Origin of the sequence: Pseudorhizobium marinum (assembly GCF_000705355.1) — a bacterium.
Lineage (GTDB): Bacteria > Pseudomonadota > Alphaproteobacteria > Rhizobiales > Rhizobiaceae > Neorhizobium > Neorhizobium pelagicum.
Window position 1 is genome coordinate 161,897 of record NZ_JMQK01000009.1, and the last position, 20,758, is coordinate 182,654.

General features: G+C 63.4%; 14 protein-coding genes. 11 read left to right on the forward strand and 3 right to left on the reverse strand.

Annotation, left to right across the window (positions count from 1 at the left end; translation table 11 throughout):
- A complete protein-coding gene (locus EO99_RS0113175) occupies nucleotides 1–906 on the reverse strand; it encodes a choline sulfate utilization transcriptional regulator (RefSeq protein ID WP_029619107.1) in 906 nt (301 codons plus the stop codon).
- A gap of 96 nt (nucleotides 907–1,002) precedes the next feature.
- Here EO99_RS0113175 and choX point away from each other — a divergent pair, with 96 nt between their 5' ends.
- The 10 genes from choX to EO99_RS0113225 all read left to right on the forward strand — a co-directional run bounded on the left by choX (nucleotide 1,003) and on the right by EO99_RS0113225 (nucleotide 15,119).
- The gene (gene choX, locus EO99_RS0113180; protein WP_029619108.1) at nucleotides 1,003–1,968 is read left to right on the forward strand and encodes a choline ABC transporter substrate-binding protein; all 966 of its coding nucleotides are present in this window, start codon (nucleotides 1,003–1,005) and stop codon (nucleotides 1,966–1,968) included.
- Nucleotides 1,969–1,977: 9 nt separating this feature from the next.
- Complete coding sequence (betC, locus tag EO99_RS0113185) at nucleotides 1,978–3,495, forward strand: choline-sulfatase (RefSeq protein ID WP_156034763.1); 1,518 nt, start codon at nucleotides 1,978–1,980, stop codon at nucleotides 3,493–3,495.
- 83 nt (nucleotides 3,496–3,578) lie between these two features.
- A complete protein-coding gene (locus EO99_RS0113190; RefSeq protein WP_029619110.1) occupies nucleotides 3,579–3,902 on the forward strand; it encodes a hypothetical protein in 324 nt (107 codons plus the stop codon).
- A gap of 267 nt (nucleotides 3,903–4,169) precedes the next feature.
- Entirely contained in the window at nucleotides 4,170–7,085 is a 2,916-nt protein-coding gene (locus tag EO99_RS0113195; RefSeq protein WP_156034765.1) for a PAS domain S-box protein, read from the forward strand.
- Nucleotides 7,086–7,307: 222 nt separating this feature from the next.
- On the forward strand, nucleotides 7,308–8,036 hold the full coding sequence (locus EO99_RS0113200) for a FadR/GntR family transcriptional regulator (protein ID WP_029619112.1): 729 nt from the start codon (nucleotides 7,308–7,310) through the stop codon (nucleotides 8,034–8,036).
- A gap of 81 nt (nucleotides 8,037–8,117) precedes the next feature.
- Entirely contained in the window at nucleotides 8,118–9,626 is a 1,509-nt protein-coding gene (locus EO99_RS0113205; protein WP_029619113.1) for an ABC transporter substrate-binding protein, read from the forward strand.
- Nucleotides 9,627–9,682: 56 nt separating this feature from the next.
- Complete coding sequence (locus EO99_RS0113210; protein WP_029619114.1) at nucleotides 9,683–10,630, forward strand: ABC transporter permease; 948 nt, start codon at nucleotides 9,683–9,685, stop codon at nucleotides 10,628–10,630.
- Nucleotides 10,627–11,496, forward strand: coding sequence for an ABC transporter permease (locus tag EO99_RS0113215; RefSeq protein ID WP_029619115.1), 870 nt, complete (start codon nucleotides 10,627–10,629; stop codon nucleotides 11,494–11,496). Before EO99_RS0113210 ends, EO99_RS0113215 begins: the two co-directional genes overlap by 4 nt.
- 21 nt (nucleotides 11,497–11,517) lie before the next feature.
- Complete coding sequence (locus EO99_RS0113220; RefSeq protein ID WP_029619116.1) at nucleotides 11,518–13,302, forward strand: gamma-glutamyltransferase family protein; 1,785 nt, start codon at nucleotides 11,518–11,520, stop codon at nucleotides 13,300–13,302.
- Between the two features lie 5 nt (nucleotides 13,303–13,307).
- Nucleotides 13,308–15,119 carry an ABC transporter ATP-binding protein gene (locus EO99_RS0113225; protein WP_029619117.1) on the forward strand — a complete coding sequence of 604 codons (1,812 nt, stop codon included), beginning with the start codon at nucleotides 13,308–13,310 and terminating at the stop codon, nucleotides 15,117–15,119.
- Between the two features lie 57 nt (nucleotides 15,120–15,176).
- On the opposite strand, the gene EO99_RS0113230 is transcribed toward EO99_RS0113225, so the two are convergent.
- Nucleotides 15,177–16,217 (reverse strand): class I SAM-dependent methyltransferase, encoded by a 1,041-nt coding sequence (locus EO99_RS0113230; RefSeq protein ID WP_029619118.1) that lies wholly within the window; start codon nucleotides 16,215–16,217, stop codon nucleotides 15,177–15,179.
- 286 nt (nucleotides 16,218–16,503) lie between these two features.
- Here EO99_RS0113230 and EO99_RS0113235 point away from each other — a divergent pair, with 286 nt between their 5' ends.
- Complete coding sequence (locus tag EO99_RS0113235; protein WP_029619119.1) at nucleotides 16,504–18,486, forward strand: putative bifunctional diguanylate cyclase/phosphodiesterase; 1,983 nt, start codon at nucleotides 16,504–16,506, stop codon at nucleotides 18,484–18,486.
- A gap of 34 nt (nucleotides 18,487–18,520) precedes the next feature.
- Here EO99_RS0113235 and EO99_RS0113240 read toward each other — a convergent pair whose 3' ends face one another.
- Nucleotides 18,521–20,407: an AI-2E family transporter gene (locus tag EO99_RS0113240; protein ID WP_081852048.1), complete on the reverse strand. Its 1,887-nt coding sequence runs from the start codon at nucleotides 20,405–20,407 to the stop codon at nucleotides 18,521–18,523.
- Between the last annotated feature and the right edge of the window lie 351 nt (nucleotides 20,408–20,758).

The following is a 20,758-nucleotide window of genomic DNA, read 5'->3' on the forward strand; positions in this document are numbered from 1 at the left end:
CTATAGGGGAGGCGAGGCGGCAGCCTCCGCCTTCAGCCATTCGGTCAGCCGATCGATGTTCCGGTCCTGGGATCGCGGTGCAAGGACCCAGTAGCCGCGGTCCATGTCGCTGAGTTCCGGCCCCGCCGTGACCAGCATGCCCGACGCGACCATCGAATCGACGAGGCCAAGCCAGCCGAGCGCCATGCCCTGGCCGCCGAGTGCCGCCTGCACCACCATCGCGTAGTTGTTGAAGCTGACGTCGCCGCCGAGAGGTTCCGCCTCCCGGCGGATTTCCATCGCCGCAAAATAGCTCGCCCAGTCGAACCAGGGGGAGGAGAGGGCGGTGTCGAGGTGGATCAACGGCGCGCGCGACAGGGAGAGAAGCGATGTCTCCTCTGCCTGCAGGAAGGCCTGGGAGCAGACGGGCACCACACGCTCCGGCATGATCATCTCTCCGGCATGTCCGAACTGCGCCCGCGAACCGAAGGCCACGGCAATTTCCGCCTCCTCCGCCCAATCGGATTCCAGCCGCTGCGTCGAGACGATCTGGATGTCGAAATCGGGGTAGAGCAGCCGAAAGCTGTGCATCCGGGGGATCAGCCACAGCGTCGCAAAGGCGTAATCCGTGCAGAGCCGCAACGCCGGGCGTTTCACCTCCGCTCTCAGGTCTTCCGCCAGCGCGTCGACATCGCTCACCGTTTTCTCGGCGATGGCGAGCAGGCGCTTGCCCTCCTCGGTGAGAGACACCCCCCGGTGCTGGCGATGCAGCAGCGGCCGACCGAAAGACGCTTCCAGCTGGCGGATCTGGTAGCTGACCGCAGGCTGGCTCAGTCCCTGCACGCGGGCGGCTGCCGAGAGCGATCCCTCCCGGGCAATCTCCACGAACAGCCGCATCCAGCCGATATCGACAGGCAGATGGCTCATAAAATTTCTTTATGGCTACTATTCAAAATCACGGGCTTCACAGCCGTATCTCATCAGTCTTCAATAAGTCCAGCAAATACAAGAAGGGGAAGAAGCATGACTTTGACTTCCACATTGGCTGCTCGGGCTCTGGCCTGCACCGCAGCAATTGCCACTCTCACAGCCGCACCGCTCACGGCGTCCGCCGCTGATCCGGAAGCCTGCCAGGCCATCCGCCTGTCTGATCCGGGCTGGACCGATATCACCGCCACCAACGGCGTTGCGGCCTATCTCCTCGAAACGCTCGGCTACGATCCGGACGTCAAGACGCTCTCCGTGCCGATCGGCTACCAGTCGATGAAGAACGGCGAGATCGACGTCTTTCTCGGCAACTGGATGCCGGCGCAGCAGGCCTTCATCGACGACCTGAATTCTTCCAACTCCATCGAGGTCCTGAACAAGAACCTCGAAGGCGCCAAGTTCACCCTCGCCGTGCCGGCGTCGGTCGCGGCGGAGCAGGGCGTCAAGGACTTCGCCGATCTGGCCGAGCATGCCGATGAGTTCGAGCGCAAGATCTACGGCATCGAACCGGGCGCACCGGCCAATACCAATATCCAGAAGATGATCGACTCCGGCGATTTCAGTCTGAAGGACTGGGAGCTGGTCGAATCCGGCGAACAGGCCATGCTGGCGCAGGTCGAGCGTGCCAACAAGGCCGGGGAACCGATCGTCTTCCTCGCCTGGGCGCCGCATCCGATGAACGCGCGCTTCGACATCAGCTACCTGTCGGGCGGCGACGACTATTTCGGGGCCAATTTCGGTGGCGCCGAAGTCTACACGCTGGCGCGTACTGGCTGGCCTGAGCAGTGCCCGAACGCCGCAACCTTCCTGAAGCAGATCACATTCACCGTCGACATGGAAAACGTCCTGATGGGCGAGATCCTCGGCGGCGAGAATCCTCAGGATGCCGCGGAAGCCTGGCTGAAGGAAAATCCTTCGGCCTACGAGCCGTGGCTGGCCGGTGTGACGACCTTTGACGGCAAGCCCGCCAAGGAAGCCGTCGACGCCGCACTCGGACTCTGAGGGCAACCAGTGCAGCCAAGACCGAATGTGCTGATCCTGATGGTGGATCAGCTGAACGGGACCTTGTTTCCGGATGGACCGGCGCAGTTCCTTCACGCGCCCCATCTGAAGTCCCTGGCGAAGCGCTCCGTGCGCTTCGCCAATTCCTATACGGCAAGCCCCCTCTGTGCGCCGGCGCGCGCGTCCTTCATGTCGGGGCAACTGCCGAGCCGGACGCGGGTCTATGACAATGCCGCAGAATTCGCCTCCGACATTCCGACCTACGCCCATCATCTGCGCCGCGCCGGCTACCAGACATCGCTGTCCGGCAAGATGCATTTCGTCGGTCCGGACCAGATGCATGGGTTCGAAGAGCGGCTGACCACCGACATCTATCCGGCCGATTTCGGCTGGACTCCGGATTATACAAAGCCGGGTGAGCGGATCGATTGGTGGTACCACAACCTGGGCTCCGTGACAGGCGCAGGCGTCGCCGAGATCTCAAACCAGATGGAATACGACGACGAGGTCGCCTACAACGCGACCCGCAAGCTCTACGATCTGTCGCGTGGCCAGGATGAGCGCCCCTGGTGTCTCACCGTCAGCTTCACCCATCCGCACGATCCCTATGTGGCCCGACGCCGCTACTGGGACCTCTACGAAGATTGCGACCAACTTGATCCCGCCGTTCCCGCCATTCCCTATGAGGAGCAGGACCCGCATTCGCAGCGCCTGATGGACGCCTGCGACCATAAGGCCTTCGAGATCACGGATGAAAACATCCGCCGGGCGCGCCGCGGCTACTTTGCCAGCATCTCCTACGTCGACGACAAGATCGGCGAGATCTTGGACGTCCTGGAGCGCACGCGCATGGCGGAGAACACCGCCATCGTCTTCGTGTCCGACCATGGCGACATGCTCGGCGACCGCGGTCTCTGGTTCAAGATGAACTTTCTGGAAGGCTCCGCCCGCGTGCCGCTGATGATTGCCGCCCCCGGCTGGAAGCCGGGCCTGGTGACGGAGCCGGTCTCCACGCTCGACGTCTGCCCCACGGTGTCGGCCATTGCCGGGATCGACATCAGCTTCCTGGCGCCATGGACGGACGGTGAGGATCTGACCGCCCTGGCAAAGGGGCAGCAGGCCCGCGAGCCGGTGCCGATGGAATATGCCGCCGAAGGATCCATAGCGCCGATGGTGGCCATCCGCGACCGTAGGTACAAGCTGACGCTCTGCGACCGTGACCCGCCTATCCTGGTGGATCTCGAGGCTGATCCCGACGAACTGGAGAACCTTGCGGGCGATCCGGCGCATGCGGACGCGATGCAGAGACTGTCGGCCCTGGCCGCCGAACGGTGGGATCTCGAGCGCTTCGATGCGGCGGTGCGCGAAAGTCAGGCCCGTCGGCACGTGGTCTATGAGGCGCTGCGCAACGGCGCCTATTATCCCTGGGACTATCAGCCGCTGCAGCGCGCCTCGGAACGCTACATGCGCAACCACATGGATCTCAACGTGCTGGAGGAGAACCAGCGGTTTCCACGCGGCGAGTAGGATTGCCGGTCATCTCTTCTCACGCACGGAACAAAATTCCGTGAGTCTTCGTTTCCTTGGCAGGTTTAACGGAGGAAGTACCTATGACCTATGATCCGAATGATACGCGCACAGGCCCGCGCTCACCGAATGATCCTCGGCCGGAGGTCGTCAACCATGTTGACGCACGCAGCCGCGGCTCGTCCTGGATGCCCTGGGTGGCCGTCCTTGCAGTAGTCCTGATTGCGGCGTTCGTCTGGAGCAACATGGGCGGCGAGCCGGGAACGGATCCTGCCACGACCTCGGCAACTGACGCGCCCGCCGTGACCAACGACGCGCCGGCCCCGGTCGCACCTGCGGCACCTGCCGCCCCGGCTGCGCCAACCAACGATGCTGCTCCCGCGGCTCCGGCTGGCAACGGCGGCTAACTGCCCTCGCTGCAAGAAATAAACCGTCCGCTGTTGCGGGCGGTTTTTCTATGAGGCTCTGCTTATGAAGAGTATGGTATCGGTGGGAGCCTTGCTTGCGGGCGTGCCTGAGTTGCGCCATAGATAGGTGATTATCCATCCCCAGTAAGCCTGCGCCGAAAGCCCGCCATCAACAGATGAGCCAGCAGGTGAGGCAATGTCCGTGGCACCGCCAACAGGGCATTCCTCGGTGCCCATGATGCCTGATTGTGTCGAAAGAGTAAGTGTTTGAAAGCGCTTGAGATGCTGAATGGCCTGGGGCCGACGTCGCCACTCGGCAGCCCATCCAGCTGGCCTGCGGGTCTGCAAACACTGGTTGCGACGGTTCTGCAGGCGCCGCTGCAGGTCATCCTTTTCTGGGGTACGGACTATATTGCCCTCTACAACGATGCTTATGCGGCAACAATCGGCGACAAGCACCCGTCCGCTTTCGGCCAGCCGGCTTCCTTCCACTGGCGCGAACTGTGGCATGATCTGGAGCCGCTTCTGGCTCAGGTGCGCGAGACCGGAAACCCGGTCTTGATGAAGGACCGGCCTTTCGCCATCGAGCGCCAGGGCCTGCCGGAAAACGTCACCTTCGACATCTCCTTTTCGCCTGTGCCAGGCGAGGCGGGCGCTGCGGCCGGCGTTCTGTGCATCGTCAACGAGACCACCGAGCGCACCGCTTACGAGCAGCGGATCCGGGAAAGCGAGATACGCTTTCGCAATATGGCCGACAGCGCGCCCGTGATGATGTGGGTGGTCGACGAGACCGGCTACTGCACCTACCTCAACTTGCGCTGGTACGCCTTCACCGGCCAGACTGCCGAACAGGCGGAAGGCTACGGCTGGCTGGAGGCGATGCATCCGGACGACAAGGAGCGCGCCAGCAGCGTGTTCCTTCAGGCGCTGGCCAGCAAGCAACCCTTCCGTCTCGAATATCGCCTGCGGCGCGCCGATGGCGTCTACCGGTGGGCGATCGATGCCGCGGAGCCGAGATTCACGCCGGACGGAGTCTTCGTCGGCTACATCGGCTCGGTCATCGACATCGACGACCGTTTCGAGATCGAACAGAAGCTGCGCCAGAGCGAGGCAGACCTGAGAGCGATCACGCACTCGATCGACCAGATGATCTGGGCTACCCGCCCCGACGGATTTCATGATTTCTACAACGACCGCTGGTACGAATATACCGGCGTTCCCTACGGTTCGACCGATGGTGCGGGCTGGAACGACATGTTCCATCCGGACGACCAGGAGCGTGCCTGGGCCATATGGCAGGAATCGCTGTCCAGCGGTAAACCCTATCATATCGAGTACCGGCTGAAGCACCGCTCCGGCGAGTATCGCTGGGTGATCGGCCGCGCAAACGCCGTGCGGGGCCCGGATGGCGAAATTCTCCGCTGGTACGGTACCTGCACCGACATCCATGAGCTGAAGACCGCCGAGCTGCACCGCTCCGCCCTGGTTGCCTTCCAGGAAAAGGTGGCCGATCTCGACGATCCTGTCGATGTGGCCTATGCCGCCTCCCAGATGCTGGGAGATGCCCTGAAGGTTGATCGTGTTGGCTACGGGACCATCGACATCGAGGCGGAGACCGTTCTGATCGATCGGGACTGGACCGCCGAGACCGTCGAAAGCCTCAAGGGCGTGCGGCACCTGCGCCACTACGGCAGTTTCGTCGACGACCTGAAACGCGGTGAGACGGTCGTCTTCGAGGATGCCGAACGGGATCCCCGCACCCGGGACAAGGCGGCCAACCTGGCGGCAATCTCCGCCCGTTCCATCGTCAACATCCCGATCCGCGAGCAGAGCGGGCTGGTGGCGCTGCTCTTCATCAACAGTGCAAAACCCCGGCACTGGACCGAGGAAGAACTGCGCTTCATTCGCGACGTCGCCGAACTGACCCGCCAGGCCGTGGAGCGCCGCCGCGCCGAGGCGGAACTGCGCCATCTGACGCAGACGCTGGAAGAGCAGGTCCTGCAGCGGACGGAAGAGCTGCGCCGCTCGGAAGAACAGCTGCGCCAGAGCCAGAAGATGGAAGCGGTCGGCCAGCTGACCGGCGGCATCGCCCACGACTTCAACAACAATCTCGCTGTCATCATCGGCGGCCTGAGCCTCCTGCAGCGACGCCTCAAGCGCGGCGAGACCCACGACCTCGAACGCCTGATCGTCGGCGCCACGGAAGGTGCCCAGCGGGCGGCGACTCTGACCCAGCGGCTGCTCGCCTTCTCCCGCCAGCAGCCACTGTCTCCGGAGTCTGTCGACGGCAACCGCATGGTCGCCGGCATGAACGACCTTTTGGTGCGCTCGCTCGGCGAGCATATCCGCATCGAGACGGTGCTGGCCGCCGGGCTCTGGAAGACCAGGGCCGATGTCAGCCAGCTGGAGAACGCCATCCTCAACCTCGCCGTCAACGCCCGCGATGCCATGCCCGACGGCGGCCGCCTGACGATCGAGACGGCCAATGCCCATGTCGATGATGCCTATGCAGGCGAACACGACATCGGCGCCGGCCAATACGTGCTGATTGCGGTGACCGATACCGGCACCGGCATGACCTCTGACGTCATCGCGCGCGCCTTCGACCCCTTTTTCACCACCAAGGTGGTCGGTAAGGGGACAGGCCTTGGCCTCAGCCAGGTCTTCGGCTTCGTGCGGCAGACGGGCGGCCACATCAAGATCTATTCCGAGCCCGGCCAGGGAACGACCGTCAAGATCTATCTGCGCCGCTTCTACGGCGAGGACGCCCCGCCGACGATTGCCGTCGTCGAGCCGCAGGCTCCGCGCGGCACCGGCGAGCGCATCTTTGTCGTCGAAGACGATGATCGCGTCCGCTTCTTCACCGTCGAGACGCTGCGCGAACTCGGCTACAGCGTCACCTATGCCGCAAGTGGCCCGGAAGCGCTGTCGGTCTTCGAGGCCGGCCACCGCTTCGACCTCCTGTTCACCGACATCGTTATGCCGGAAATGAACGGCCGCAGGCTCGCCGACAAGGCGCTCGAACTGCAGCCCGGGCTGAAGGTCGTCTTTGCGACCGGCTACACCAGCAATGCCGTCGTCCACAACGGCATCGTCGATCCTGGCACCAACTTCCTGCAGAAGCCCTTCACCATCGACCAGGTGGCCCGCAAGCTGCGCGACGTTCTCGACGCCACCGCCTAATTCTTCGCGGCTATGAGGTTGCTGCGCTCGCGCCTTCGTCTGAGCCCCGGGAGAGGGCAGGCGGGTGGTCCCGACGTGGTTTCCGAAAGTTCGGGAGCCATGCTCGAGCAGCAAATGCTGAAATAATGAGCAGTAAAAGAAATGGTCAAAATTTAGCTTGACCACCGGAGAAATTTGGCCTCCACTGCACCAATCGAGAATTGGTGCGGGATTGGTGCAGCCGTGGAGACGACCGGACACGACAACGCAAACTACGCGCTGGACCGCCTCCGAGAACTGCTCGGCAAGGGGCAGATCGATGCGGACGGGAAGCTGCCGACCGAACGGGCGCTTTCGGAAATGCTCGGTACCGGACGGCGAGCCGTCCGCCGGGCGCTGGAAGTCCTGGAATCGGAAGGTCTGATCTGGCGCAAGCAGGGTGCCGGAACCTTCGTCGGCGAACGTCCCGATGGCCTGGGCGGTGATTTCGGTGCCATCGTCGCCGTGACCGATCCGATGGAGATCATGGAAGTCCGGCTTCGCATCGAACCCCAGCTTGCCCAGCTTGCCGCCCTGCGCGCCAAGCCGAAGGAGATCGAGCGGATGCGGGCGCTTGCGGCCAAGATCATCGACAGCGAGGACGCCGACACCCGGGAACTCTGGGACGGCGCGCTGCATCGGCAGATTGCCCAGAGCGCCGGCAACCAGCTGTTTCTCACCATCTTCGACGTCGTCAACCGCGTCCGCCAGGACGAGGCCTGGCAGGCACTGCGGGAGCGTGCGCGAGCGGCCGGCAACACGGTCAATATCTCGCTGGCCCAGCACATCGCCATCATCGACGCCATTGCCGAACGCGACCCGTCCCGGGCCGGTGAGGCCATGCGTCAGCACCTCCTGATGCTCCAGGAGCGTCTCATCCGGGCCACCTCGCTTGAGCATCCGGAGGATACCGGTCTCAGCCATGCATCCTGACTTCGGCTCATGCAGCCGGACCACGCCGGAGAAAACCGGCCAAGAACAAGAATGTCCCCGAAAACAGCCAGAGGAAAGATCATGAGAAAACTGACCACACTGACAGCAGCACTGTTGGCAACTGCCATCGCCTTCCCGGCGGCATCCGCTGAACTTCGCATCGGCCTCCAGGACGATGCCGACGTTCTCGATCCCGCGCAGTCGAGAACCTTCGTCGGCCGCATCGTCTACACCGCCATGTGCGACAAGCTGGTCGACATCTCCCAGGAGATGAAGATCGTGCCGCAGCTGGCCACCGAATGGAACTGGTCGCAGGACGGCAAGGAACTGACCATGACACTGCGGGAGGGCGTCAAGTTTCACGACGATACGCCGTTCAACGCGGAAGCCGTGGTGGCCACCATCGAACGCAACATGACGCTGCCGGAATCGCGCCGCAAGAGCGAGCTTTCGTCCGTCGAGAAGGTTGAGGCCACCGGCGAGCACGAGGTGAAATTCACCCTGAAAAGCCCGGACGTGACCCTCCTGGCGCAGCTCTCCGACCGCGCCGGCATGATCGTTTCACCGAAGGCCGCAGAGGAACTCGGCGCAAACTTCGGCAGCCATCCGGTCTGCGCCGGCCCGTTCAAGTTCGTCGAGCGCATCCAGCAGGACCGGATCGTGCTGGAGAAGTTCCAGGACTACTGGAACGCGGATCAGGTCTTCCTCGACAAGGTGACCTACCTGCCGATCCCCGACACCACCGTTCGGCTTGCCAACCTGCGGTCCGGCGACCTGGATATTGCAGAGCGCATTTCTGCCTCGGACGCAGCAGCGGTGAAGGCGGACTCCAGCCTCACCTATGCGGACGTCATCGGCCCGGGCTACATGGCCATGTATGTCAACGTCGGAAACGGTGCGAGGGCGGAAAACCCGCTCGGCCAGGACAAGCGCCTGCGCCAGGCTTTCTCGCTGGCCATCGACCGTGAGGCCATCAACCAGATCGTCTTCGAAGGCACGGCGAAGGGCGGCAACCAGCCATTCCCGCCGACGAGCCCCTGGTTCAACCAGAACCTTCCCGTTCCTGCCCGCGACATCGCCAAGGCCAAGGAGCTGATGAAGGAAGCCGGTCACGAGACCCTCGACGTCGAACTGCAGCACGCCAACAACACCACCCAGACCCAGATGATGCAGGTCATCCAGTCGATGGTGGCGGAGGCCGGCTTCAACGTCAGCCTGCGGGCGACGGAATTTGCAACGCTCCTCTCCGAACAGACGGCCGGCAACTACCAGCTGAGCCGCTCCGATTGGTCCGGCCGTATCGACCCTGATGGCAACATCCACCAGTTCATCACCTGCGAAGGCGGCATCAACGACGTGAAGTACTGCAATCCGGAAGTGGACCAGCTGCTGAACGACGCCCGTGCGTCCACGGATGATGCCGTTCGCAAGGAGAAATACGATGCGGCAAGCGTCATTCTCGCCGACGACATGCCGATCATCTACCTCGGCCACCAGCCCTATGCCTACGCCATCGACAACGGCGTCACGGATTTTGCCCCGTCCCCGGACGGCATGATCCGCCTGGTCGGCGTCAAGAACGCCGACTGATGTCCTCTGGCCGCACGGATCCTCCGTGCGGCCGTCCCTGACGCGAGGGCCCTGCCATGCCTGTCTACATCGGAAAGCGGCTGCTGGTCGCGATCCCGACACTCATCATCATCTCGATCTTCGTCTTCTCGCTGCAGAAGCTCCTGCCGGGCGACCCTGTGCTGGCCATGGCCGGCGAGGAGCGCGACCCTGCCACGCTCGAATTCCTGCGGGAGAAGTATCGGCTCAACGATCCAGTCATCATGCAGTATTTCTATTGGCTTGGCGGCGTGGTCACCGGCGACTTCGGCATTTCCCTGCGCACCAACCAGCCGGTGCTGGAGCTGATCGGCGACAAGCTGCCGGTCACCATCCAGCTTGCGGTGATGGCGATGATCTTCGCGCTGGTGATCGGCATTCCCATGGGCATCCTCGCCGCCGTCTGGAAGAACAGCTGGATCGATTACCTCGCCAACCTCGTGGCGCTGTCGGGCCTCTCCGTTCCCAACTTCTGGCTCGGCATCATGCTGATCCTGCTGGTCTCGGTAAATCTCGGCTGGCTGCCCGCATCGGGGTACGAGTCCATCTTCGTCGATCCCGTCCGTTCCATTCAGACGATGATCATGCCGGCCTTCGTGCTCGGCACGGCGCTGGCCGCGCAATTGATGCGCCACACGCGCTCCTCCATGCTCGGCATCCTGAGCGCCGACTATATCCGCACGGCACGGGCCAAGGGCCTGTCGCCCTGGGAGGTGATCATGAGCCACACCTTCCGCAACGCGCTGCTGCCGATCGTCACGATGATCGCCCTGCTCTTCGGCGAACTGCTCGCCGGTGCCGTGCTGACGGAGCAGATATTCACCATCCCCGGCTTCGGCAAGCTGATCGTCGATGCCGTCTTCACCCGCGACTATGCGGTGGTCCAGGGCGTCGTCCTGTGCACCGCCGTCGGCTTCATCCTCATGAACCTTATCGCCGACGTGCTTTACGTCCTCCTGAACCCGAGACTGAGGGCAACGCTATGACCGTGGTCGAAACAGTCAACGCCGCCCCGGCGCGTCAGAAGAGCCGCGCCTGGCGCAAGATGCGGGCAAACCGCGGCGCCCTCGTCGGTCTCGGCATCATCCTGTTCTTCGCGATCCTGGCCGCTGCGGCACCGCTCCTGCCCATTCCCGATCCAGCCGGCACCGACTGGTCGGCGCTGCGCAAGGCCCCCTCGGCCGCTCACTGGCTCGGCACCGACGACCTTGGCCGCGATATCCTCTCGCGGATGATCTGGGGCGCGCAGGCCTCGCTGATGGCAGGTGTCTTCTCGGTCGCCATCGCAGTCTTCATCGGCGTCCCCTTCGGCCTCGTCGCCGGCTATTTCGGCGGCTGGGTGGATCAGGTGATCTCGCGGGTCACCGAAGCGCTGCTTGCCATGCCGTTCCTGATTACGGCCATTGCGCTTGCTGCCTTCCTCGGCCCGAGCCTGACGAACGCGATGATCGCCATCGGCCTCTCTGCCATGCCGATCTTCGTGCGGCTGACGCGCGGTCAGGTGCTGGCGGTCAAGACGGAAGATTACGTCGAAGGCGCACGCTCGGTGGGGCTTGGCCATGTCGACATCATGCTGCGCTACATCCTGCCGAACGTCTTTGCGCCGATCATCGTGCAGGCGACGTTGACGATCGCGACCGCCATCATCGCCGAGGCAAGCCTTTCCTTTCTCGGACTCGGCCAGCAGCCGCCGGCCCCCAGCTGGGGATCGATGCTGAACGTCGCCAAGAACTTCCTGAGCCAGGCGCCATGGATGGCGATGTGGCCCGGCGTGGCGATCTTCCTCGTCGTCATCGGCTTCAATCTCCTCGGCGACGGCCTGCGCGATGCGCTGGATCCGCGCGAGGCATGACTTTTACAGGGACTGTGACACATGACTGACTTTACCACGCGGCCCGAAATCCTCGGTACCTTCGGCGTCTTCACCTCCACCCATTGGATCGCCTCGGCTGTCGGCATGAGCATCCTGGAAAAGGGTGGCAATGCCTTTGATGCAGCCGTTGCCGCAGGCTTCGTGCTGCAGGTCGTCGAGCCGCATCTCTGCGGTCCGGGCGGCGACATGCCGGCCGTCATCTATTCGAAGAAGAAGGACAAGGTCGAGGTCATCTGCGCCCAGGGTCCCGCCCCGGCCGGCGCGACCATCGAGCACTATACCGCCGAGGGACTGACGCTCATTCCCGGCGACGGCCTTCTCTCCACCGTCATCCCCGGCGCCTTTGACGGCTGGATGCTGATGCTGCGCGACTACGGCACGATGAGCGTCCGCGAGGTCCTGGAGCCTGCGATCTATTACGCCGAACAGGGCCATCCGGTCCTCGAGCGTGTCTCCAACACCATCAAGGGCCTGGCATCCTTCTACGAGAAGGAATGGCCGACCTCCTACGCCACCTGGATGCCGGGAGGAGCCGCCCCCGAACCGCTCAGCAACTTCAGGAACCCGGTCCTGGCCGAAACCTGGAAGCGGGTGATTGCCGAGGCAGAGGCAAAATCCGGACGCGAAGAGCAGGTGGAGGCAGCGCGCGACGCCTTCTACCGCGGCTTCGTCGCGGAAGCGATCGACACCTACCTGCAGGATGCGGAGGTCATGGATGCCAGCGGATCCCGGCACAAGGGCGTGTTGACCGCCGACGACATGGCCAACTGGCGCGCCACCATCGAGGCCCCGCAAACCTACGACTACCACGACTGGACGATCGCCAAGACCCCCGCCTGGGGCCAGGGGCCGGTGCTGCTGCAGTCTCTCGCGCTGCTCAAGGGCTTCGACATCGGCGCCATGGATCCGACTGGTCCGGACTTCGTGCATACCGTGGTGGAGGCGATGAAGCTCGCCTTCGCCGACCGCGAGGTCTACTACGGCGATCCCGAGTTCGCGCAGGTCCCGACGGAGTATCTTCTCTCCGACAATTACAACAACGACCGTCGCAAGCTGATCGGTGCCGAAGCCTCCCATGAGCTGCGGCCAGGAAAGGTGCCTGGCTACGACCACCAGCATGACCTGACGCTGGCCATGCTGAGCGAGATGAGCGGCACGGGCACCGTCTACGAACCGACCATGTCGCATCTCTCCGAAAAGCGCGGCGACACCGTGCACATCGACGTCATCGACCGCTGGGGCAACATGGTCTCGACCACCCCGTCCGGCGGATGGCTGCAGTCGTCGCCGATCGTGCCCGGTCTCGGCTTCGCGCTCAATTCGCGCGCCCAGATGTTCTGGCTGAAGCCCGGCCTGCCCACGTCGCTTGCACCCGGCAAGCGTCCGCGCACGACCCTCACCCCATCGCTGGCCCTGCACGAGGGCCGGCCGACGCTCGCCTTCGGCACGCCCGGCGGCGACCAGCAGGACCAGTGGCAGCTGCCCTTCTTCCTGCGCTACGTCCACCACAAGAGCAATCTGCAGGCGGCGATCGACATGCCGCTCTTCCACACCTCGCATTTCCCGGGCTCCTTCTATCCGCGCACGAGTTCCCCGGGCGAGATCATGGTCGAGAGCAACATCGGCACGGAGGTACTCGACGAGCTTCGCCGCCGCGGCCACAAGGTGACCGTCGCCGATCCCTGGACGGTCGGGCGCTTGACGGCCGCTCGCCGAGACAAGGACGGCCTGCTGCGGGCAGCCGCCACCCCCCGCCTGATGCAGGCCTATGCGATAGGGAGATGACCTCGATGGCCGATGCACCGGTTCTTTCCGTCCAAAACCTGCAGACCTCCTTCCTGGTGGATGGCGCCTGGAAGAGCGTCGTTCGCGACGTTTCGTTCGACGTGATGCCGGGGGAAACCGTGGCGATCGTCGGCGAGAGCGGCTCCGGCAAGAGTGTCACCTCGCTGTCGATCATGCGGCTTCTGCATGCGGACTCCAGCCGGATCGACGGGAAGGTCCTGCTGAACGGCCGTGATCTTCTTTCGCTCACCGAAAAGGAGATGCGCGGCGTCCGGGGCAACGAGGTCTCGATGATCTTCCAGGAGCCGATGACGAGCCTCAATCCGATCTTCACGATCGGACGACAGATCTCCGAAGTCCTGACCCGTCACAAGGGGATGTCGAAGCAGGAGGCCCGGGCCGAGACGACGCGTCTCCTGGAAAAGGTGCGCATTCCCAACGGCAAGGCCCGCTTCGACGATTACCCGCACCAGTTCTCCGGCGGCATGCGACAGCGCGTGATGATCGCCATGGCGCTTGCCTCGCGACCGAAGTTGCTGATTGCCGACGAACCCACCACCGCGCTCGACGTCACCATCCAGGGCCAGATCCTCGACCTCATCAAGGTCCTGCAGGAGGAGGAGGGCATGTCGGTCCTCTTCATCACCCACGACATGGGCGTCGTGGCGGAGATCGCCGACCGGACGATCGTCATGTACAGGGGCGAACAGGTGGAGGCGGGAGCGACGGAAGATATCTTCCTGCGCGGCCGGCATCCCTACACCCGAGCCCTCCTTTCGGCGGTCCCGAAACTGGGCTCGATGGCCAACCGCAGGTGGCCGACACGCTTCCCGATCGTCGATGCCACCACCGGCGAAGCGGTGGAGCCCGAAGAGGTGGCCGACACCGTCGGGAAGGGAAAGACGCCCATCCTTTCAGTCAAGAACCTCACCACCCGCTTTGCCGTCCGCTCAGGCCTCTTCGCCCGCCAGACCGGCTCCGTGCATGCGGTCGAAAACCTCTCCTTCGACCTCTTTCAGGGCGAGACGCTGTCGCTGGTCGGTGAATCCGGCTGCGGCAAGTCCACCACGGGACGCTCCATCATGCGGCTCGTCGAACCGACAGACGGCGAGATCTATCTGGACGGCTACAACGTTCTGCAGCTCGACCAGATCGGCATGCGCAATATGCGCAAGAGCGTCCAGATGATCTTCCAGGACCCTTTTTCCAGCCTCAATCCCCGCATGACTGCGGGTGCCTCGATCGCCGAACCCTTCATCAAGCACAAGCTCGGAACCACCCGCGAAGCGCGGGAAAAGGCGGCCGACCTTCTCGAGCGGGTCGGCCTCTCGGCGTCCATGATGAACCGCTATCCGCACGAATTCTCCGGCGGTCAGCGTCAGCGCATCGCCATTGCCCGCGCGCTCTCGCTCGATCCGAAGGTCATCGTTGCCGACGAAAGCGTGTCGGCACTCGACGTCTCGGTGAAGGCGCAGGTCTGCAACCTGCTTCTCGACCTGCAGCAGAGCCTCAACCTCGCCTTCCTGTTCATCAGCCACGACATGGCCGTTGTGGAGCGCATGAGCCACCGCGTGGCGGTCATGTATCTGGGGGAAATCGTCGAGATCGGTCCGCGCGCCGCCGTCTTCGAGAACCCGCAGCACGACTACACGAAGAAGCTTATCGCGGCCGTTCCCGTTCCCGATCCGGCGCGCCGGGGCATCCGCCGCGGCCTGGCCGACGATGAACTGAAGAGCCCCGTCCGCCCGTTCGGCTACGAGGTGCCCTCGCGGCAGTACCGCGAGGTTTCGGCAGGCCACCTGGTGCAGGTGGCCTGATCCAGCGCATCAGACAGTGCGCGCCCCGATGGGGCGCGTGTTTCCGTAATGTAGTGATCAGGCCGGCTTCTTGATCGTCGCGTAGACGATATTGCGGTTTTCCCCGAAGAAGATCTGCCGTTCGGCGCGCTCTCCTTCCAGACTTGCGTCGACGATGTTGAGCATGTCGGCGTGTGAGCGCAGCAGCAGGGTCCAGTTCATGATGGTTTCCATGTAACCGTCATCGGGCACTTCCGTTGAGAAGTTGGCGAACAGGAAGATGCCGTTCGGCTTCAGCATCGAAAGGCACTTCTGCGTCAGTCGGATGGCTACCTTGTCCGTGAGATAGTCGTAGAGGCCTGCCGCATAGATGAGGTCGAAGGTCCCGAGCGAATAGGCGTTCGTCAGCAATCCGCGCACGGAGCCGTCGATGGCGTCGACGGCGGTGCCCTGAAAGTCGCGCACAGTGGAGCCGACGCTCTGCGGGTCCTGGTCGAGCGCTACCCACCGCTGGATTTTGCCCTGATGCAGCGCCGCGGAGCGATCTGCCTCGCGCAGGTGTCCCGCCGCGACCGTGAGGATCTCTGTCCCCGTGCCCCGTTCGTCAGCCACGGAATCAACGTATCGGGTCAGCAGATCCCGGCGTTCGCGCACGGCAACGGCGGACGGAGCCTGCCTCGTGTAGCCGTAAAGCGTCTTTCCAAGCGGCGTGGCGCGGGCGATCTCGTCGGCAGTGCTGGGATGGCCGTAGATGAAGTCGATCAGATGCGCATCGCCGGAATAGCCGCGAGGCTTTTCGAACGACCAGCGTGTGAAGGGGTCCTCATGAAAATAGGCGGCAACCGGATGGTTCTGCACCAGCGGGATCAAGTCTCGCCAGAGAGCACCGGTCTTTTCCCGCAGGTCATGCAGCGAGCTGATCAGCCGGCTGATGATCTGCGCCGGCGCGCGCTGCTCCTGAATCTGGCGGGCGGCAATGTTCAAGATCAGAGCAACCTCGGCCTCGGCCATCGAGCGATCGGCTTCAGCACTCCTTGCGTTGGCAGGCGACAAGACCTCGCGATTGACCGCAGCTGGGGTGATCAAGCTGTGGCCGTCCAGTGTAGCAATACGGTGCATGGGGTTAAGCCCTTTGGTTAAGGCGACATTAACGACACCGCAAACATGACCGATCGCAGGATATAAATCCTGTTCAATCGCCGGTTATGGTTAACGCTGTCGATGCAGTTACGGGGCCAAGGGGTTGGCAAAGCGTTAAGCCCTTTGGGCTATTTTTGCTCTTGCAGTTCGTTTGTCTGCTAGGGAATGCCTGTCGAGGAGGCGGTGCATTGATCGCATGGCGCACACACCCTCTTGGGCGGCACTGACGTTGACAACCCACAGCAGTGAAAGCGGTGGACCGTGCATGATGCACAAAGTGACAGACCCGATCGACGTCGATGCTCCGCGTGATCCGCGTGCGCAGCCGGCTGCCGTGCTTCAGGCGCTGTATCAGGAGCACTCGGAGGAGTCCCGCAAGCACACGACCCGACAGGGGCTGTGGATCGCGGTCCTGGTCTATCTGCTCTTTTCGATCAGCGACATCCTGCTGATCGCCGATGTCGCCCGCCACACGGTTGCGGCACGGTTCGCGATCTCGGCCATCATGCTGCTGGCACTGGAGTTGCAGATACGTCTCCGGCAAGACGCTGACGCCATCGATCGAACGGCGGCCTTGGCATTGATCCTGGCCTATGCAGGCTGGCTAACCACGGCGCTGATGACGTCCCAGACCGCCGTCATGTCCTACTACATGGTGTTCGGTGCCATCTTCATGATGAGCATCAACCTGTTCTTCAATTTCCCGTTCCGCCTGTCCTTGATGGCATCGACGGTGATTGTCCTCTTGTTCTTCGCCGCCTTGCTGTCGTTTCCGCAGGAAGAGCAGGTCTACAAGCTCACGTTCGGCATCTTCTGCCTCTCCTGCTTCATCTTCACCTCCTATGTGAACTGGAAGCTGAACCACGAGCGTTACAACGTCTTTCTCAATGCGCTGGTGGCAAAGGCCCGGCAGGAGGAGGCGGCTGAGCGGGGGGAAGCACTGCTGCGCTTGTCCAATACCGATCCCCTGACCGGGTTGGCCAACCGCCGCGCCATCGATGAGACACTGCGGGCGCTCTGGGCCGAGTGGCGGCAGAATGGCCAACCGTTCGCGGTTGTTCTGGTCGATGTCGACTTCTTCAAGAGATACAACGACTACTATGGCCATCTGGACGGTGACCGCTGCCTCGTGGTCGTGGCGGAGGCGCTGCGGGCACTCGCCGATCGCCATGGCGCCTCCCTTGGCCGCTACGGCGGCGAGGAATTCATATTCCTTGTCAATCTGGGCAATGAAGACGGGGTTGCCGCTTTTGCCGAAGCCATTCGTGGTGCTGTCGAAGACCTTTCGCTCCGCCACGAGCAGCGGCGGGACGGGACAGCGAAAGTGACGGTGAGCGTCGGTGCAGCCCTGACCAAGGACGTAGCCGCGCCGAAGGTGGAGAAGGTCATCCACCAGGCCGACAGGGCACTTTACAGTGCCAAGGCCGCCGGCCGAAATTGCGTCAAGCTCTTTGACCCCGATGATCCAAACAACAGCGATGACAGCGAGAACATCGCGGCCTTGTTGAAGATCGCGATCGCACAGGATCTGGTGTCGATGGTCTACCAGCCGGTACAGGACATTGTCACCGGCGAGACGGTTGCGGTGGAATCCCTGATGCGACTGCGCATGCTGGACGGCACTGCGATTGCGCCCTGTGCCTTCATTCCGGCCGCCGAGCGCACCGGTGCGATCGTGGAGCTTGGCCAATGGGCGATCCGCAGGGTCTGCGAGGATATCCTCGTCAAGGATCTGGCTCGCGTGGTGAGCGTCAATGTCTCGCCGATCCAGCTGCGCATGCCCGGCTTTGCTGCCGGCGTCGCGATGACTCTAAGCGAGTTCGGGATCTGCGGTGACCGCCTGGCGTTCGAGATCACCGAGGGCCAGGAGATGGAGATCCATTCCAGCCTGCTGCGCTGTATCAGCGACCTGAAGGCCCTCGGCATCAAGATCTGGCTGGACGACTTCGGCACCGGCTTTGCCGGCCTCTCGTGGCTGCGGCTGATCGACTTCGACTGCGTCAAGATCGACAAGTCGTTTCTTCACGACTGCGAGACATCCAAGGGCTCGGTCATGCTGGCCGACATCGTCAGGCTGGCACGAAACACGAAGGCAAAGATCCTGGTGGAAGGGATCGAAACCGTAGAGCATCTGACCCTCGTGCGTCGACTGCAGGTCGATTTCGGACAGGGGTACCATCTGGGGCGCCCCGCACCGGCCAGGACGATGCAATTGCCCGTTCCCAGATGGGGCAAGGCCATCAGCTAATCAAACCGCCGGCGGACGGACGCGGCTTCCCGGCTTACGGTGTCGCCGGTGTAGCCTTTGCCGCAGGCCGCCGCGTGCGGATCTGGATCTTCCGCGGGATTGTTGCGGGCAGGGGCGGTGCGTCGGAGAGCACCTCGTGCACGGCCTCCGTCAAGGTCGTGGCGACGAAATCCCCGCCTTCCAGCAGTTGCTTCGGCCGTTCGTCCTGAGGCTCTGACCAGAGTGCCGCCCCGACCCGTACGCCCGGGTGGCGCCGCTTGAAACGGCGCACCAGGATCCGCGCGTATTTGCCCGAGTCCTCGTTGAGGAAACAGATGATGATCCCGTCCACGTCTTGCGGGACGATGTCCTTGCCGCGACGGTCAGCGACGTCGGAATGCCTGGCTGCCACCACGTCGGCCCCCTGCACCTGAAGCACCTGGGCCAGCATGGCAGCGGAAGCGTCGTCGAGCGGCCCTCTGCCACCGACACACAGGATTGTCTTGCCGGTGCCGTCGGGCAGTTCCGCGTCGCCGGCGGTTGCACCCGTGGCGGGCGCGAGAGGCGTCTGCTCCGTCGCCTTGCCCGCCTCGTGCCCGTCCTCATGTTCTTCTTCCTGGGCGATTTCCTCGAGGTTGGAGACCAGCGTCATTGCCGTCCCGAACACCCTCTCCATCTGCTCAGGTTTCAGGACGCCCCGTCGGCGGTCCTGTTCGGCCAGCAGAAGAGCCGGAATGGCAACCGTTCCATAGTAGTCCTCGAGATAGTCCTTCTCGAGAATCTCCTCCGCATGATCGGTCGCCTCATCGGGGTCTCCGGCCAGAAGCCTTTGGTAGAGGCGCTCCTTCGGATCCAGCACCGGTTCGCTTCCAAACAGGACCTCGAGGAATTTGAACTGCGGAACATAGCGTCCCAGGACGGCAAGACACACCGTCAGGGGCGTCGACAGGATCAGGCCGACGGGCCCCCAGAGCCAGGCCCAGAAGATGGCGGCAACGATGATGGCGAGCGGTGAAAGGCCCGTTCGCGAGCCGTACAGCCACGGTTCGACGATGTTGTTGCTGGTCAGCTCCAGCACGAGAAAGATGGCGCCCACCCACAGCACGAGGCTCCAGCCCGGATCGACGGCGAACGCCAGAAACAGCGGCAGCACGGTCGCGATGACGGGGCCGATGTAGGGGACGAACCGCAGGACGATGGCGAGCATTCCCCACAGCACCGCGTTCGGTATCCCGACGATCCACAGGCCAAGTGCCAGCGGAACGCCATAGGCGCAGTTCACGACCAGCTGCATCAGGAGATAGCGGGCGACGCGGCTGCCGGCTTCCTGAAGGGCCTCCGTGGTGCGGTGAAGATCGCCATAGCCGACGAGCCGGATGAAGCGGTCGCGAAGCTCCTCACGCTCCAGAAGCATGAAGACGACGACGACGATGATCAGGCCGAGCGACGCAATGGGCCCCAGCAGGGGGCCGATCAGACTCGTCAGCGTGTCGATCGGACGGCTGGGCGCAAAGATCTCGACGAGCAGGGGCTCTCTTTCCGACGCTGCACTGCTTGCCGGCGCCGGCGCCTGATCGACACTGTCGAGTTCGCGTCCGACGCTCTCGACGACCAGCGTGAGACGCCGCATGATGCCGCTGTCGGCGCCGCTTTCCTGGAGGCTGCGGATCTTTCCGATGATGTTGCCCTGGTAGGCCGGAAGGTTCTGCGCGACTTCGGCAACCTGCGACGCCACGACGAGACCGAAGAGGATCAGGACCGCAAAAGCGAGCACGACGGTGGTGACCACCGCCAGGATACGGGGAAGGCCGAGCTTGCGAAGGCGCGACGAAATCGGAGCCAATGCGAAGGTCAGAAGAACGGCAATCGCAAGCGGCAGCAGCACGTCCTTGGCAAAATAGAGGATGGCGATGATCGCCAGCACGCTGGCAAAGGCGGGCATGTGGGATGGGGAGGAGGGCGAAACCGAATAGGGAGGCCGCGGGCCCCCGGTGACATCTTGCAATTCAGCCTCCGTTGCCCGGTCGTCTTCGACGCCAATAAGTCCGGTTTCCTGTCTCAAGCAGGTAGGGCGCCGCCGGGGCTTTGCAATGAGAGGAGGCCACGCTCCGACAAACCACCGGCACCCCGCAAAAGCGGACGAGATGACGATGCCGGTGCGCAATCCGCACGACTGAGCCTCGAAGGGCGAGGGCGGCCACACGACGCTTCTGACGGAACCGCAAGACACACTCCTCCCTTGGTGATCCTCGGAATTTTTGCAGTTCGGACGGGGCGCTGAAAGCTGCCTCGT